General features: G+C 72.3%; 14 protein-coding genes. 6 read left to right on the top strand and 8 right to left on the bottom strand.

Annotation, left to right across the window (positions count from 1 at the left end):
• Positions 1 to 147: 147 nt before the first annotated feature.
• Positions 148 to 1359, bottom strand: coding sequence for an RNA polymerase subunit sigma-70 (locus ND747_RS02630; protein WP_251731445.1), 1212 nt, complete (start codon positions 1357 to 1359; stop codon positions 148 to 150).
• 71 nt (positions 1360 to 1430) lie between these two features.
• Here ND747_RS02630 and ND747_RS02625 point away from each other — a divergent pair, with 71 nt between their 5' ends.
• Together ND747_RS02625 and ND747_RS02620 are read left to right on the top strand one after the other, a co-directional pair.
• Positions 1431 to 2177 carry a M24 family metallopeptidase gene (locus ND747_RS02625; RefSeq protein WP_251731444.1) on the top strand — a complete coding sequence of 249 codons (747 nt, stop codon included), beginning with the start codon at positions 1431 to 1433 and terminating at the stop codon, positions 2175 to 2177.
• Between the two features lie 10 nt (positions 2178 to 2187).
• On the top strand, positions 2188 to 2658 hold the full coding sequence (locus ND747_RS02620; protein ID WP_251731442.1) for a hypothetical protein: 471 nt from the start codon (positions 2188 to 2190) through the stop codon (positions 2656 to 2658).
• A 208-nt stretch (positions 2659 to 2866) separates the two neighbouring features.
• On the opposite strand, the gene ND747_RS02615 is transcribed toward ND747_RS02620, so the two are convergent.
• The gene (locus ND747_RS02615) at positions 2867 to 3592 is read right to left on the bottom strand and encodes a histidine phosphatase family protein (RefSeq protein WP_251731440.1); all 726 of its coding nucleotides are present in this window, start codon (positions 3590 to 3592) and stop codon (positions 2867 to 2869) included.
• Between the two features lie 80 nt (positions 3593 to 3672).
• Positions 3673 to 4290, bottom strand: a complete 618-nt coding sequence (locus ND747_RS02610; RefSeq protein WP_251731439.1) for a TetR/AcrR family transcriptional regulator — start codon at positions 4288 to 4290, stop codon at positions 3673 to 3675.
• Positions 4291 to 4378: 88 nt separating this feature from the next.
• Between ND747_RS02610 and ND747_RS02605 the strand changes: the two genes are divergently transcribed.
• Both ND747_RS02605 and ND747_RS02600 read left to right on the top strand, forming a co-directional pair.
• On the top strand, positions 4379 to 4894 hold the full coding sequence (locus ND747_RS02605; RefSeq protein WP_251731437.1) for a hypothetical protein: 516 nt from the start codon (positions 4379 to 4381) through the stop codon (positions 4892 to 4894).
• Positions 4895 to 5539: 645 nt separating this feature from the next.
• Positions 5540 to 6454, top strand: coding sequence for a TIGR03564 family F420-dependent LLM class oxidoreductase (locus ND747_RS02600; protein ID WP_251731436.1), 915 nt, complete (start codon positions 5540 to 5542; stop codon positions 6452 to 6454).
• Here the strand turns inward: ND747_RS02600 and ND747_RS02595 are convergent.
• Both ND747_RS02595 and ND747_RS02590 read right to left on the bottom strand, forming a co-directional pair.
• A complete protein-coding gene (locus ND747_RS02595) occupies positions 6379 to 8532 on the bottom strand; it encodes a phosphatidylglycerol lysyltransferase domain-containing protein (RefSeq protein WP_251731434.1) in 2154 nt (717 codons plus the stop codon). The two genes, ND747_RS02600 and ND747_RS02595, sit on opposite strands and share 76 nt — an antisense overlap.
• A 423-nt stretch (positions 8533 to 8955) precedes the next feature.
• A complete protein-coding gene (locus tag ND747_RS02590) occupies positions 8956 to 9336 on the bottom strand; it encodes a cupin domain-containing protein (RefSeq protein WP_251731433.1) in 381 nt (126 codons plus the stop codon).
• 84 nt (positions 9337 to 9420) lie between these two features.
• On the opposite strand from ND747_RS02590, the gene ND747_RS02585 reads away from it, so the two are divergent.
• A complete protein-coding gene (locus tag ND747_RS02585) occupies positions 9421 to 9894 on the top strand; it encodes a MarR family transcriptional regulator (RefSeq protein ID WP_251731431.1) in 474 nt (157 codons plus the stop codon).
• Positions 9895 to 9996: 102 nt separating this feature from the next.
• On the opposite strand, the gene ND747_RS02580 is transcribed toward ND747_RS02585, so the two are convergent.
• On the bottom strand, positions 9997 to 11580 hold the full coding sequence (locus ND747_RS02580) for an MFS transporter (protein WP_251731429.1): 1584 nt from the start codon (positions 11578 to 11580) through the stop codon (positions 9997 to 9999).
• Positions 11581 to 11694: 114 nt separating this feature from the next.
• Here ND747_RS02580 and ND747_RS02575 point away from each other — a divergent pair, with 114 nt between their 5' ends.
• Positions 11695 to 12321 (top strand): TetR family transcriptional regulator, encoded by a 627-nt coding sequence (locus ND747_RS02575; protein ID WP_251731427.1) that lies wholly within the window; start codon positions 11695 to 11697, stop codon positions 12319 to 12321.
• Positions 12322 to 12392: 71 nt separating this feature from the next.
• On the opposite strand, the gene ND747_RS02570 is transcribed toward ND747_RS02575, so the two are convergent.
• Both ND747_RS02570 and ND747_RS02565 read right to left on the bottom strand, forming a co-directional pair.
• Positions 12393 to 13247: an SDR family oxidoreductase gene (locus ND747_RS02570; protein WP_251731425.1), complete on the bottom strand. Its 855-nt coding sequence runs from the start codon at positions 13245 to 13247 to the stop codon at positions 12393 to 12395.
• Positions 13248 to 13376: 129 nt separating this feature from the next.
• A complete protein-coding gene (locus tag ND747_RS02565; protein ID WP_251731423.1) occupies positions 13377 to 14498 on the bottom strand; it encodes a phosphotransferase family protein in 1122 nt (373 codons plus the stop codon).
• Positions 14499 to 14549 lie beyond the last annotated feature (51 nt).

Genomic DNA, 14549 nt, shown 5'->3' with positions numbered 1-14549 from the left:
GCGATGGGACAACCCCGGGCAGCCTGGCGGCTCGCGGTTTCGTCACGCGACATCGTGCGCCCGAGGACGGTCGGCAGGTGGTTCTCTCGCCGGCCGAGGCCGAGCCGGTTCCGCGGAACCAGGTGGCCGGCGACGGCGCCGACGGGGTCAGTCCGGTAGAGCCGAGGGCAGACCGAAGCGGGTGAACAGGCCGGTATCGGTGAAGGCGCGGAAGTCCGGGCCGGCAACGCCGCGCCGGGTGACGTCAAGGAAGGTCGTGACCTCGGCGATCTGGTCGCCGTCCCCGGCGAAGGTGAGCACGTTGATCGCGTGCGGCCGCAAGGGCGTGCCCGGCGGTTCGGTGGCCGGCACCGAATAGGCGGCCAAGGCCGGTTGCCCGTTCGCCGACGTCGGCACGCTGCGCCAACGAAAGTAGTGGAACGGGTTGGCGACGAGGAACGCGGCGATCGCCTCGTGCCCGCGGAACCACGCCGGTTGCGGCGGCATCGACCAGGTGGCGTCCGCGCGCAGCAGGCCGATGACCGCGTCGACGTCGGCGCTGTCCATCGCGGTGCGAAACCGTTCGACGGCCGCGTCGATCCTGGCGTCGCCGACCTGGCGCCGGGTGGCCTGCTGGGACTGTGCCGGCACCTTCTCCGCGACGATCGCCCGGGCCCGTTGCAGCGCGCTGTTGAGCGCGCCGGTCGTCGTGTCGAGCAGGCTCGCGGCATCCCGCGCCGGATAACCGAGGACGTCGGTGAGGATGAGCGCCGCCCGCTGGTTGGCCGGCAGATGCTGCCAGGCCGCGACCAGCGCCAGCTCGACGCTTTCGCGCAGCTCGTAGGACTCCTGCGGATCCGGTGCGGCGGTGCCGAGGCCGCCGAGGCCGCCGCTGCCGCCGAGGCCGCCGCTGCCGCCGAGGCCCAGGACCGCGTCGGGGAACGGCTCGAGCCAGGCCGACTCGGCGATCGGCGGGCCCGCCGCGTCCGACGGCCCTGCCGCGCGGAATCCGGTGTCGATCGGCAGAGCCCGCCGCGACCGGCTGCGGATCGCGTTGAGGCAGGTCGTCGTCGCGATCCGATGCAGCCAGGTGCCGAACCGGGCCCGGCCGTCGAACCCGTCGAGGCCCTGCCAGGCCTTGACAAGGGTGTCCTGGAGCGCGTCCTCGGCGTCGAACAGCGAGCCGAGCATCCGGTAGCAGTGTGCCCGCAGCCGCGGCTGCAGCGGCGTGACGAGGCGCCGGAACGCCTCCGCGTCCCCCGCCCGCGCGGCGGCGACCAGCCGTTGCTCGTCCCCATCGCGTTCAGCCTCGGGCTCGGCCTCGGGCTCGGGTCCGGCGGGGTGGACGTTCGTCGGAGTGCTGCGCTGCGCTGCGTCCATCTGACCTGGCTCCCCGGCTCCCTGGCGGCACATGGAACGTGTGGCTGGGTCAGAACCTACGATGAGCCACTGTGGAGTCCGAAGCCGACCGGGTTACCCGCCTGCTGGCGGCACAGGAACAGGCGCTGGCGCTGTTCGGGGAGATCGGCGCTCGCGCGCTGATCGCCCCCGGACGCTCCGAGCGGCAGGTCGGCAACCAGATCCGCGATCTGGCCCACGAGATGTTCGGCGTCGAGCGGCACTGGCACAAGCGGGTGGTGCGGGCTGGTCCGAACACCCTGCGCCCCTACGCGGACAATCCGCCCGACCGCCTGATCGCCGCCGACGACGTCGTCTTCGTCGACCTCGGCCCCGTCTTCGAGGGCTGGGAGGCCGACTTCGGCCGCACCTTCGTCCTCGGCGAGGATCCCGCCAAGCACCGGCTGCTCGCCGACCTGCCCCGCATCTTCGACGCCGGACGCGCCCACTTCGACGCTCACCCCGACATCACCGGCGCCGACCTGTTCGCCGAGGCCGGACGGCTGGCGACCGCCGCCGGCTGGACGTTCGGCGGCCCGATCGCCGGCCATCTCGTCGGCGAGTTCCCGCACGCCCGCATCCCCGGCGACAAGATCGAATACTACGTCGCGCCGGGCAGCGACCAGCCGATGCGCCGCCTCGACCACGACGGCCGCCGCTGCCACTGGATCCTCGAGATCCACCTCGTCGACCCGGCCCGTGCCTTCGGCGGCTTCTTCGAGCAGCTCCTCGACCTCGGCCCCAGCGCGGCCACCACCGCCGGCACCCGCAGCACCGGCACCCGCAGCGCCGGCGCCTGAGACCGGCGCGATGCGGCCCGACCGCGACGTCATCGTTGCCTGGCAGGCCGCGACTGCGGAGCGCAACGCGATCGCCGCCGCGGCCTGCCTGGCACCCCAGGTAGTGGTTGTGCCGTCGAACATCGGCTGGTACCGCTTCGAGGGACGGGCATCGATGCGCCTGATGCTCACCGCCGCCTTCGGCTTCATCGACGATCTCCACTACACGAACATGATCAGCAACATCGGCGGATGGACCCTGCGCTACCAGGTCCACATCGCCGGCCGTCCGCTCACCGCGACCCAGCAACTCAGGACCGCCCCCGACGGTCTCATCCGCGAGATCGCGCTACCCGGGAGCTCACCGATGGAGTTCGTCTACGCCATGGAACGCGTCGGCGCCCGCCTCGTCGCCCCGCCCTTCCCCCGTCCTCGCCGCCGTCGCGGAAAAGGCATCCCCAGGAAAAGCTCGATCGGACGCGGCGTTGGCAGGTCAGCCTGAGCCGATGCTCGGATCCCGGCGCGGCACCCGGAGCTCAACCGGGATCGTGGGAGCGGCGCTCGCGGTAGTCGGCGACTGGACCCCCACGGCGACCCGGGTGACGTCCATCTCTCTGCGACCCCGGTTGCACGGCCACAGCCCGTGGCGATCCCGAGGATGGGTAGCCATGTGTAGCCCACTGGGAGCAATCCGCAGGATCTGCGGGTGGCTACAGCGGACGGCAGGCGTGGGTGAGCGTCCAGGCGGGCTCTGGGCGGGAGCCGGGATGGGAACCGACGGCGGAGGTCGAGTCGGAGTTCAGCGCCAGAGCCGGCGCCGGCACGGAGGCCGAGTCGGGGTTCGGCGCAGGTGCGAGCTCGGGCTCGAGGGCGTGGCGGTGCAGCAGGGTGGCGGTCAGCGGGGCGACGTCGATCCGCCAGAAGATCTCCGGCGGGCAGCGCAGCACGGTGAGCAGCACGGCCCGCACCACCGCGGGATGGCTCACCGCGATGACGTGCTCCGACTGCGCCGCGAGCCCGGCCAGCCAGGCACCGACCCGGGCGAGCAGGTCCTCGCGGGACTCCCCACCCGGCGGGGCCATCGCCGGCTCGGCGTGCCAACGCTGCAGCTCGGCGGTCGGAATCTCGCCGAGATTCCGACCGCGCCAGCTACCGACGTCAAGGTCGCGCAGGGCCGCGTCGATCTGCACTCCGGCCTCGCCGGCCCGCGCGGCGAGGCCGAGCAGGCGGGCGGTCTGCCGGGCTCGGGCCGAATCGTCGACCAGCACCCGCGCGCGCCCGGGCAGTGCGCCCGTCGCGAGAGTGCGGGCAGCGGTGGCGGTCCGGCGCAGACCGTCCGCGTCGAGCCCCTCGTCGTCGGGGAAGCGTGCGGCCCGCAGTGCCGGTGTCGGTGCGGCGCTGACTAGGGCGAGGCGAAGGGTGCGCCGCGTGGTCACCGCGCGAGGGAATCAACCCTGGCCGGCGCTGTCAACGTCGGACCTGGTCCGGGTGAGGCCAATCCTGATCCCGACGGTTGTCAGGGCGTGCCCGGCGCCAGGACGACACTGGTCCAGACCTCGCGCAGGGCCTCGGTTGCGGCCTCGAGCTGTCCGCGGGTGGGCGACGGGCCAAGCGACAGCAGGACGTGCACGTTCATCGTCGCGAGTGCCCAGGCGATGCCGCGCGCCCGCTCGTCGCCGAGCCCCCGCTGCTGGCGCAGCAGCTTCGTACCCACCGCCGTCAGCGGTTCCAGCAGAGCGGCCCGGGCCTGGTCGACCTCGGCGTCATCCGCCGCGGACCACCACACGGCCCGCAGCAACGTCGCATGCCGGACGTACATCCGAGCCGCGGCGCCGAGCGCGTCCGTTCCGGCCTCGACCGGGTCCGCCGCGTCGGACCAGCGCTCGATCATCGCGTCCAGCTCGGCGCGCAGCGGACCCACCAACGCCCGGATCAGCTCGCCGCGGTCGGCGAAGTGGACGTAGAAGGTCTTGCGCGTCATGGCGGTGCGACTCATCACCGCGGCGACGGTGAAGTCGGCCGGGCGGCCACCCTCAAGCACCTCGCGCGCCGCCGCGAGGATCTCCCGCCGAGCCGCGTCCGGCGTCCGACGCATGCGCCGGGCCGGCGGACCTACCCCTGCTACTGCCACCATGGCATTATATTCCTGATGCTAGTGCCACTGTGGCATTAGCGTGTGGAGCCGAGGTGCCCAGACGGACCCGGGAAAGGAACGGCAACGAATGATCGAGTACACGGGGGACGACACCCGGCCGTCCGTGGCGCCGGACGAGGCAGGTAGCGGCACCGGCGGCGTGGACCGAGACAGCAATGCCGGTCGGGGCGGTCGGGGCGGTCGGGTCGGCGTGGCGCTGCGTTCGCCCGCGGGATGGTTCTGCCTGTTGGTCGTCGTGGTGTTCGGTATCCGGGCGCTGGTCACCCTCGGCGGTGGTGCCAGTTGGGCCGCACCCGGGACCGGGTGGCGCTCGGTGTGGCAGTTGGCGATGGTGGCCCTCGCCGGTGGTGGCCTGGCGTTCCCGGCCCGGCGGGCGCTGTGCGTGATCGCGATCGGTGCGGTGTACGCCGTGGCCACGCTGCTCGAACTGGCCGTGAACGGGACGATCCTGATCGGCGTCATCCCGGTGGACATGCGGGATCGGGTGATCCATCCGCTGGTCGCGGTGCTTGCCGTGGCGAGTCTGATCGCCATGGTCCCCCGCCTGCGGGACGCGCGTCCACTCCCCTCCCGCCTGCGGTAGAGGTCCCCCGTCTGCCGTCTGCCGTCTGCCGTCTGCCGTCTGCCGTCTGCCGTCTGCCGTCTGCGGTCCCCGGCTGTGGATCCGCGGTACGTCAACGCTCTGCGTTCGCAGATCGACCCGGGGTGACAATGTCTACGGTTAGTGACTATTTGGCCTTTCGGGACATCGGGCCTGTCGACGATCGCGGTCCGACGAGCGGGGTCACGAGAGCCGATGGGTCCTTCTGCAGGGACGAAACGGACAAAAATCCGATCGGAACCCTGCGGAAGGACCCCCTTGATCGACACGCCTGACATGAATCCGGCATCGGACGGCCAGAAATCGTGACAGAGCGTGATGGGGGCGAAGGTGGTGGTCGAGATGTGACACAAGGGAGGTGCGTCGCACCGGGTGGGCTGGTGGGGTCGGTTGCCGCCCGCGGCAGGTAAGGTTAACGTCGTTAAGTAGCTCGTGATCGGCTGGCTCGGTGCCGGATGCCCGGCGCCCGGCGGTCCTCGTGTCCCACGTCCTGGGCGGACGACGTCCGCAGGCAGACGCGGCCGTCCTGGGTGGACGAGGCCGGGAAACGGACGTGGGTGGATGACGTCCGGCAGAGAACGTGGGTGGACGGGGCCCGGTGGGAGAGGGGTGTGCATGAGATTCGGCATGTCGCTGGGCGGAGGCGAGCGGACGCTGTCCGACTACCTCGACCAGATCGCCCGCTTCGAGGAAGCAGGTCTGGACACCGTGTGGTGCGGCCAGCTCTTCGGCACGGACGCGCTCACCGTCTACGCGCTCGCCGGCGCGAGCACGACCCGGATCTCGTTCGGGACGAGCATCCTGCCCACCTACTCCCGGCATCCGTTGCTGCTCGCCTCCCAGGCCCTGACCACACAGGCCGCGACCGACGGCCGCCTGATCGTCGGGGTCGGCTCGTCGCACCGGGCCCTCGTCGAGGATGTGCTCGGAGTCAGCTACCAGCGCCCTGCCGCCTACCTGCGGGAGTACCTCACCGTCCTGCCGCGGCTGCTGCGTGGCGAACGATTCGCCCACGCCGGCGAGCTGCTCCGGGTCGACACCACCGGGGTGTTCGGCCGGGCTCATGTCGCGGGTGCCGACGCGCCGCCGGTCTATGTCGGCACCATGTTCCCGCTGTCCCTGAAGGTTGCCGGGCAGCTTGCCGATGGCGTCATCACCTGGCTCGTCGGCCCGAACACCCTCGTGGACGAGGTGATCCCCATCGCGCGCACCGCCGCTGCCGAGGTGGGACGACCTCGACCGCGGATCGTCGCCGGCATCCCGATGGCCGTGTGCGCCGCCGCCGACGTCGAACAGCACACGGCGCGGGTGAACACGTTCCTGCGCAGGTTCGTCGCGCTGCCCGTCTACGAACGGGTGCTCGCCCGGGAGAACGCCACCGGGCCCGCCGACCTCGCCGCCATCGGCGACGAGGAGACGATGGCAGCCCGGCTGAAGCTGTTCGCCGACGCCGGTGTGGACGAGGTCTACGGTGTCTGCTTCGGCGACGACGAGACCCTGCTGCGCACCGCCGAGTTCCTCGGTGGTCTCTCCCGGGACTGAGCACCCCGGGCACCACGTGACCTGGCCCGGGAGTCGCGGCCGGAGCTCGGCTCCCGGTGGCCGTCCGCGGAACCACCACTGGAGCCGGGCGCGCGCTCACGGCGGCCCGCCTCGGCCGAGTCCCCACTGCTGGACATGTCCTCGGCCGTCTTCTCGGTCTCGTCCGGGTCGGCTGCCGGCTCGGTCTCGTCCGTGGCGTGGCCGGCGGTGGCAGGGCTGTCCGCCCGCCACCGGGGACGGCAGGGCAGCAGGGTGGGGCGGGGGACCAGGACCTCGGCGCGCATCGCGGCGACCAGGACCCGGGGCAGGTCGCGGGCGTCCGGCCAGCAGACGTAGCGGGGCTGCCAGTCGGGCGCGAACCGGGCGTTGAACCGGTACAGCGACTCGATCTGGAACCAGCGGGACGCCCCGAGCAGAACCCGCCGCCACAGCCGCAGCGCGGGGCTGGCACCGAGGCGTTCGCCGCGGGCCAGGGCGGTGCGGAAGGCAGTGAAGGTGAGAGACACCCGGGCGATGCCCAGGCGTCGCGCGTCGCGCAGCAGGGCGACGAGCATGAACTCGGTCAACCCGCCGGCCACGGTCCGCTCGCGGTGGATCATGTCGAGCGAGAGCCCGTCGCGGCCCCACGGCACGAGGGTCAGCAGCCCGCAGAGCTGGTCGTGATGGAAGGCCCGCACAACCACACAGTCGGGGTCGGCCAGCGCGACGACCCGGCCGAGGGCTGCGGGGTGGCCACCGGCACCGGCGCGGGTGCGTCGCCCGGTGGCCCGCTCGGCCAGTGCGGTGCGTTCGTCGTCGCTCAGCTCGCCGACCCGGTCGATCCGGGCGGTGTGGCCGGCGTGCTCGAAGCGTGTGACGGTCTGCCGCAGGTCGCGTGCGCACGGATCGTCGAGACGGAACTGGGCCGTGTGTACGACCGCCTGATCACCGAGTTCCAGCACCCGCAGGCCGGCGCGCTGCCAGACCCGTCCACCCTCCGGCCCGCAGCCGACGGCGGCCGGCACCCAGGCGTGGGCGGCGGCAAGCTCCAGGAACGGGCCGATCGCCCCGGGCCAGGCCTCGGGATCGCCCAGCGGGTCACCGCAGGCCAGCGCCACCCCGCCCACCACCCGGTAGGTGATCGCGGCCTTTCCAGAGGGCGACCAGAGCACGCTGTTGTCCTGGCGCAGGGCCGCATAGCCGAGTGGATCACGCCGGCCATGGCGGGCCAGCAGGGCCCGCAGGCGGGTGCCGTCGTCCTCGGTCAACACGTTGACCGGACGGGCCGGCCGTAACGCCAGGTAGCCGGTGACGCCGACGGTGACCGCGCCCAGCGCGAGCAGCACCGAGCCGACGAGGTCGCCGTCCCGCGGGCCGAAGTGCACCGGGCCGCTCACGCCGACCAGTCCGGCGAGCACATGTGCCAACTGGGCGCGTAGATCGCCACGGCCGTGCCGGAAGCGGATCAGGGACAGGCCGATGGTCAGGTCGGCCACGGCAAGCGCGGCCAGTGCGCCCAGGGCCCGCCGACGGGTGCGCGGGTCCCCGGCGGCGTGGAAACGTCGCCGGGTGGCGAGCAGGACCGCGAACGGGATGGCATCGAGGACCGCCGCGGCCACGACGAACCCGCGGGCGAGATCGAGCAGCATGGCCGCGCCGGACAGGATGACCGCCGCCCGCCACGCCCGTCGCTTGCGCCGGCGCAGGCCGTGGGCGAGCCCGATGAGCAGCAGTCCCGCACCGACACTGGTGCCGGTCGCCGCGTCGGTCACCAGCCCCGGGATCATCCGGCCGATCCAGGTCCATCGGGTCGGCCGGTGACTGATGGCGATGACGACATCCACCAGGCCGACGAGCGCCGTCAGCGCGGCGATCAGCGCCGGCGTCGGCAACCGCCGCCACCGCGCACCCGCCTTCGGCGCCTCGGCTGCCGGCGCCTCGGCCCTCGCCGGGTCGGCCGTCGTCGGGTCGGCCGTCGTCGGGTCGGCCGTCGTCGGCTGCCTGGAGTTCGGCTGCCTGCAGTTCGGCGGGTTGGGCTTCGGCGATCGAGCCGACGGCGATCGGGTAGGCGGCACCGTCGCGTCGTGGCGAGACGTCACGTGGGAACCACATCCATCCGCGGACCGGGAGCAGGGGTGGCGCGGTCGTGGCGATCGTGGCCCGGACGGTCTCGGTGACCCGGACGGCTTCGGCCCAGGCACTGTTCGGCCTCGGCTCGCTGCCGCCGCTGGCGAAACCCGCGGGGCCCCGGGACAGGATCGCGCCGTCGTCCCGGATCGGCGTACGTTACCCCGGCGCCTGCCTGGTGCGGGCAGGCGGTGTCTGTCGGCCCACATGCTCGTCACGCGCCGTTGCCGTGGCCGCGTCGGGTGATCCAGACGGTCGAGCCGGGCGACCCGCGGCTCTGCCCCTGGCATCCGGCGGCCGGTCCTGGCCAGGACCGGCCGGGACGCGGCGCTTCTCACAGTGCTACCCGTCGCGATCGCGCCGTCATGTCCACACTGCGGTGCCAGGCGGAGGTCTCAGCTGATCCAGGCTGGCACGACGCCCGCCATAGCCTCGCCGGAGGCCGTGGCCGTGGCCGTGGCGTGGCCGGACACGATGAGGTGGGCCGCCGTCACCGCGGATATCTGCCGTTCCAGGCCGGCGGCAAGGACGATGGCGTCTCCCGGGCCGAGCGTGAGCAGGTCGCCGCCCGCGGAGATCTCCACCTGGCCATCGAGTACGTGCCAGACCTGTTCGGAATCGAAGATGTGGCGCGGGCCGCGCTGCCCAGGCCTCATCTCGACCCGCCACATGCTGAGCCTGCTACTCGGTCCTTGGGTCGGTGACGCCACGGTCGTCATCACCGCGTTCGGGGTCTCGGTACGGCGCATTCCGCTGGCACGCACAACCACAGGCATTGATCGGACCTCCGATAGACAACTAGGTTGTCGATACCGTAAACCGGGTTGTCCAATGGGGCAAGGGGCGAGCAGGATCGGCACGTGACGAGCGAACGTCCGGGTTTTGAGTTGCCCGTTCTGCTGGTGGGCGCGTTCAGGTCCCTCGTGGACGGGCTGCACGTCGAGCTGTCCCGGCACGGACATGACCAGGCGCGACCGGTCCATGGCTTCGCGCTGCAGGCACTCGGGGTCGAGGGAGCCTCGATCAGCGAGCTCGGGCGCAGGCTCGGCGTGAGCAAGCAAGCCGCGGCGAAGACCGCCGCCAGCCTGGAGGAGCTCGGCTATGCGGTGCGCCGCGCGCATCCGGACGATCGACGATCCCGGGTCCTCGAGCGCACCGCACGCGGAGTCGAGATGCTCGCACTGAGCGCCGACATCTTCGAGAACCTGCGGCAGCACTGGGTCCAGCGACTCGGCGCCGAACGGGTCCGCGCTCTGGAAGCCGACCTGGAGGCCATCGTCCATGACGCCGGCGGAGGCGGCTCGCTCGTCGATGTTCCCGGCTGGCTGCGCTGAGTCCAGGGATGCCGCGGACCGCTCCGGGCGAAGGCTGGCCAGCGCCGCCGCCAGGACGCGATCCGCAGCGGACGGCCGTCCTGCACCTGGCCCTCGACGAGCTCATCGTCGACCTGGACCCCGCAGCAGGACGGCGACGGCGACGGCGGCCAGGGCCGTCGCGGCGGCGCCGCCGAGCAGGGCGATGCTCATGGCGTCGACGAAGGCGGACCGCGCCTGGCTGCGCACCGGTTCGCCGAGATGAACGGCCAGGCCGAAGGAGGCGCGGGCCCGCTCGGCGAGGTCGGTCGACACGGCGGCGGGCAGCGCCAGGCGCGAGCGGTAGGCCGAGCCGAGCAGGCTGCCGAGTACGGCGATGCCGAGCGCACCGCCGAGCTCGCGGGACAGGTCGTTGACGGCCGACCCGACGCCCTGCAGCGCCGGCGGCAGACTGTCGGTGATCGCGGTCGTCGCCGGCGTCATCGCGAAGCCCATGCCCAGGCCCAGCGGGTACAGCCCGCCGGCGACCAGCCAGTAGGAGCTGGCGGCGTCCACCTGGGCCAGCACGATCATCCCGGCCGTGAGCAGCAGCAGGCCACCCACGCAGCAGGCGCGGGCGCCGATCCGGGCGGCGAGCCTCGGGGCGAGCCGGGACGCGGGAATCAGGCCCGCGGTCATCGGCAGCACGCTCACCGCTGCCATGAGTGCACTGTCGCCGCGCACGAGCTGCAGGTACTGCATCAGGACGAAGATCAGCCCGAAGAACGCGAAGAACTGCAGCATGATCGACAGTGAGCCCGCCGCGAACGCCGGCCGGGTGAACAGCCGCGGGTCCAGCAGGGGCGCGGACGCGCGCAGCTCCCACAGCACGAAGGCGACCAGCAGCGCCAGACCCGCACCGAGCCCGCCGAGGGTGACGTCCGACAGCCAGCCGTGCTCCGGGGCCTCGATGATCGAGTAGACCAGTGCGCCGAGCCCGGCCACTGCCAGCCCCGCGCCCGCGACGTCGATCGGCGGATGCGCGGGGTCTGCGGTGTCCGGCACGAACCGCCAGGTCCCGAGCACGGCGAGGGCGGCGAGTACGACGCCGAGCACGAACACCGCCCGCCACGACCACACCTGCAACAGCAGCCCGGACGCGAGCACGCCGAGGATGGCGCTGGACCCGGCCACCGCCGCCCACACGCTGACCGCCGCCGCCCGTCGCTCCCGCGGGAACGTCCCGGTGATCGTCGACAGTGTCGCCGGCATCACCAGCGCTGCCCCGAGCCCGAGCACACAGCGCAGCCCGATCAGCGCCCCGGCACTGGACGTGAACGGCGCTGCCGCCGACCCGGCACCGAAGATCGCAAGTCCCGCGAGCAGCGCCCGGCGCCGGCCGAACCGGTCCCCGAGCGCCCCTGCCGGCAGCAGCAGGGATGCAAAGACCAGGCTGTACGCATCGATGATCCAGGACAGCCGGGTCTGCGAGGCGTGGGTGCCGGTGGCGATCGAGGGCAGCGCCACGTTCAGCGATGACATCGCCGACACGACGGTCGCGAGCCCCAGACACGTCACCGCCAGTACCGGCCCGTGCCGACTGGTCGGGATGTCCGGTGCCGCTGCCCGGGTGTCCGGCGACGCCGGGACTGTGGGGGTGGCCGGGACTGTGGGCGAGGCCGGGACTGTGGGGGTGGCCGCGGTGGGGACGGCCGGTGGGGTCGTCATGGTCGGGGTCCTTCCGACGCTACTGGGCGGTGGGTCTGGACCGACCGTGGACCCCACGGCTAGCGTTGTTCAACCATGATGAATTCTTCGCCAGCCCCGCCGCCGGAGCCCTCGGTGCCGTCGGCGACCCCGCGGGGCCGACGGCGGGGGCGTCCGGACGTCCGCAGCCAGATCCTCGAAGTCGCCCGGGAGAAGTTTCACCGGGAGGGCTACGAGGCGGTGACCATGCGCTCGATCGCGGCCGGGGCCGGCGTCGACGCGGCGCTGATCAGCTACTACTTCGGCTCGAAGAGCGGCCTGTTCGCCGCCGTCCTCGAACTCACCCTCAGCCCCGCAGACACCCTCGCCGGCCTGCTCCGCGGCGATCTCGAGACGTTGCCGCAGCGCCTGCTGCCGACCCTCATCGCCGCCTACGACAACCCGCGGACCGGCGTCCCGCTGATCGCGGCGATCCGCGCGGCGGTGGTCGATCCCGAACTCGCCGAACTGCTCCGTGGCGGCATCCATCGCCAGCTCGTCGACCGGCTGGCCGACCGTCTGGGCGGTGCCGACGCCCGGACGCGGGCCGGCACCTTCGTCGCCCAGATCGGCGGCCTGCTGTTCACCCGCTACCTGATCGCCGCCGAACCCCTGGCATCCATGCGCCCCGATGAAATAGTCCGCGCCCTCGGCCCGGCCCTGCGCACCACCCTGCTCGGCCCCGTCCGGCTACCGGCCGGGCACCGCCGGCCGGGCCCGTGAGCCGGATCGGAACCCCGGCAGGGCAGGCGAGATCCTCGGGCCGAGCGCGCCGGGGGAGCGAGGAAGTCGACTCAGCCGGTCGTGGCCGGTCCCGCCGCAAGGGCGGCGAGCTTCTCCTGGGTGATCGGGTGGGACGGGACCCGGGTACTGAAGTCGGGGCCGCGGCGCAGGGACAGCCCACCGTCCACGTTCACGACCTGGCCCGTGATGCGGCTGGCCCGAGAGGACAGCAGGAAGGTGACGAGCTGGGCGATGTCGTCGGGGTCGGACGCGCCGCCCAGGGGGGTGTTCGTGTCGTAGCTTTCGTAGACGTCGGTGCCGGGCTTGATGAAGCTGAGCAGCTCGGTCGAGGTCAGGCCCGGTCGGACCGCGTTGAACCGGATGCCGGCCACGCCGTACTCGTCGGCGGCGTTGCGGATGAGCTCCTCCAGCGCGGCCTTCGCCACGGGGTAGGCGCCGAAGTACGGATGGGTCACGTGACCGGCGATCGAGGAGATCCCGACGAAAGAGCCTGACCCGCCCCGGGCGAACAGCGGGACGGCGTGCTTGGCCAGCAGCAGGGTGCTGGTCACGTTGAGCCGGATGATCGCCTCGAACTGGTTCACGTCCTGCTCGTGCAGGGGGGCGAGGCCACCGCCGCCACCGGCGTTGGAGACGACCCCGTCCAGGTGGCCCTGCCAGGCGGCCGCGGCGGCGACGACCCGGGCCACGTCCGCCTCACTGGTCACGTCGGCGATGTGGTGGGCGACGGCCTCCCGTCCGACCTCGGCGTTGACCGCCTCGACGGTGGCCAGCAGGGTCTTCTCGGTACGGCCGCAGATGGTCACCCAGGCGCCCTCGTGGGCGAGCCGGCGGGTGATGGCGGCGCCGATTCCCGTGCCGCCGCCAGTGACCAGCACCGAGAGCTTTGCTACCTCGTCAGTCATTGCTGTCGCCTCGTCTTTCGGTCGCCTTGGGCAGCCATCGGCAGGTCCGCGATTCCCACGGTTCCCACTGTTGCCGTGGTTCCGGGGTGCCCGGGATCTCTGCGGAGCGTGGAGTTCCCGGGAGGGGGCTTACTGAGCAGCGGCAGGAGCGGCAGCGGCTGCGGCGAGCCTGGCGCGCACTGCCTCGACGCGTTCCGGCCGGGGTGTCACGGGGCCGGCGTCGACGTCGTCGTCCACACCGAGCAGCCCCAGGCCGCGGCGCAGGAAGATGGGCAGGTTGTTCGCGATCACGGCGAAGCGGAGATCGTCGGTGTGACCGGCGTCGAAGAGCATGGCCCCGATGAGAACGATCACGCAGGTCTTGTAGCACGCGAGCGCCTTGTACCAGCTGAGGTCGTCCACGGGGTACCCGGTGATCGACCTGTAGTAGGAGATCGCCTCGTCCAGGGTCAGCGCCCCGGGCTGACTGGTGACGTAGACCCGGGAGTTCCACAGGGTGCCCAGGTAGCCGAGGTCGGCAAGGGGATCGCCGATGGCCGAGATCTCCCAGTCGAAGACGGCACTCACCTCGCCGCTCTGGTAGGCGAAGTTGCCGGGCTTCGCGTCCCCGTGCAGCAGCGAGATCCGCTCGGAGGGAACGGGCAGCCGGGCCCGCAGCTCGCCGAGCAGCCGTTCCAGCCCGGGCAGGGTATCCCGCTGGACCCGGTGCATCTCGGCGGCCCAGTGCTCGAGGTCGTCGCGCAGATACGTCCGACCGTCGCCCAGCGCGTCGAGCCCGGTCGCGGCGATGTCCACCTGGTGGATCGTGGCGAGCTGCTCGATGAGACTTTTGGACATCCGGCGGACCAGCACCGGATCCTGTGCGATCCGGTCGGGGATGTTCCCCTCGTAGGCACTGCCGCCGAGCCGCTCCATCAGGTAGAACGGCCGGCCCAGCACCGTCCCGGACTCCTCGAACCACAGCACCCGCGGGCTGCGGACCTCGGTCTTCTCCAACCCGCGCAGAACGGCGACCTGCCGGGCCATGTCATACGGCTCGAGCAGGCCCGGGGAGGGTGGGCAGAGCCGACCGACCACCTCCTGGCGGTGGTGGGTGCCGTCGACGTCCCAGGCCACCGTCAGCATCAGCAGTTCGGCGGAGTAGCCCACGAGGGCGGCCGGTCCGGTGTGCTCGACGCGCACCCCGGACGCGGATGGCATCTGCTCCTGGAGCCAGGACAGCAGGGCCTGCGGAACGCCGGTGTCTGTCACTGGCCTACTCACCTCGTCGTTCGCTGTGCTCGTGGCGTGCTGTGGTCACAG

The sequence above is a fragment of the Frankia sp. R82 genome, from assembly GCF_023716925.1.
In the GTDB taxonomy this organism is placed as follows: domain Bacteria; phylum Actinomycetota; class Actinomycetes; order Frankiales; family Frankiaceae; genus Frankia.
The sequence above is the reverse complement of the archived record's forward strand: the minus strand, read 5'-3'. Positions and strand labels throughout refer to the sequence as shown.

Excerpts from the sequence above, each read along its gene's own strand:
- ND747_RS02630 (WP_251731445.1), bottom strand. The coding sequence starts at position 1,359 with ATGGACGCAGCGCAGCGCAGCACTCCGACGAACGTCCACCCCGCCGGA.
- ND747_RS02620 (WP_251731442.1), top strand. The coding sequence starts at position 2,188 with ATGCGGCCCGACCGCGACGTCATCGTTGCCTGGCAGGCCGCGACTGCG.
- ND747_RS02610 (WP_251731439.1), bottom strand. The coding sequence starts at position 4,290 with ATGGTGGCAGTAGCAGGGGTAGGTCCGCCGGCCCGGCGCATGCGTCGG.
- ND747_RS02605 (WP_251731437.1), top strand. The coding sequence starts at position 4,379 with ATGATCGAGTACACGGGGGACGACACCCGGCCGTCCGTGGCGCCGGAC.
- ND747_RS02600 (WP_251731436.1), top strand. The coding sequence starts at position 5,540 with ATGTCGCTGGGCGGAGGCGAGCGGACGCTGTCCGACTACCTCGACCAG.
- ND747_RS02590 (WP_251731433.1), bottom strand. The coding sequence starts at position 9,336 with ATGCCTGTGGTTGTGCGTGCCAGCGGAATGCGCCGTACCGAGACCCCG.
- ND747_RS02580 (WP_251731429.1), bottom strand. The coding sequence starts at position 11,580 with ATGACGACCCCACCGGCCGTCCCCACCGCGGCCACCCCCACAGTCCCG.
- ND747_RS02570 (WP_251731425.1), bottom strand. The coding sequence starts at position 13,247 with ATGACTGACGAGGTAGCAAAGCTCTCGGTGCTGGTCACTGGCGGCGGC.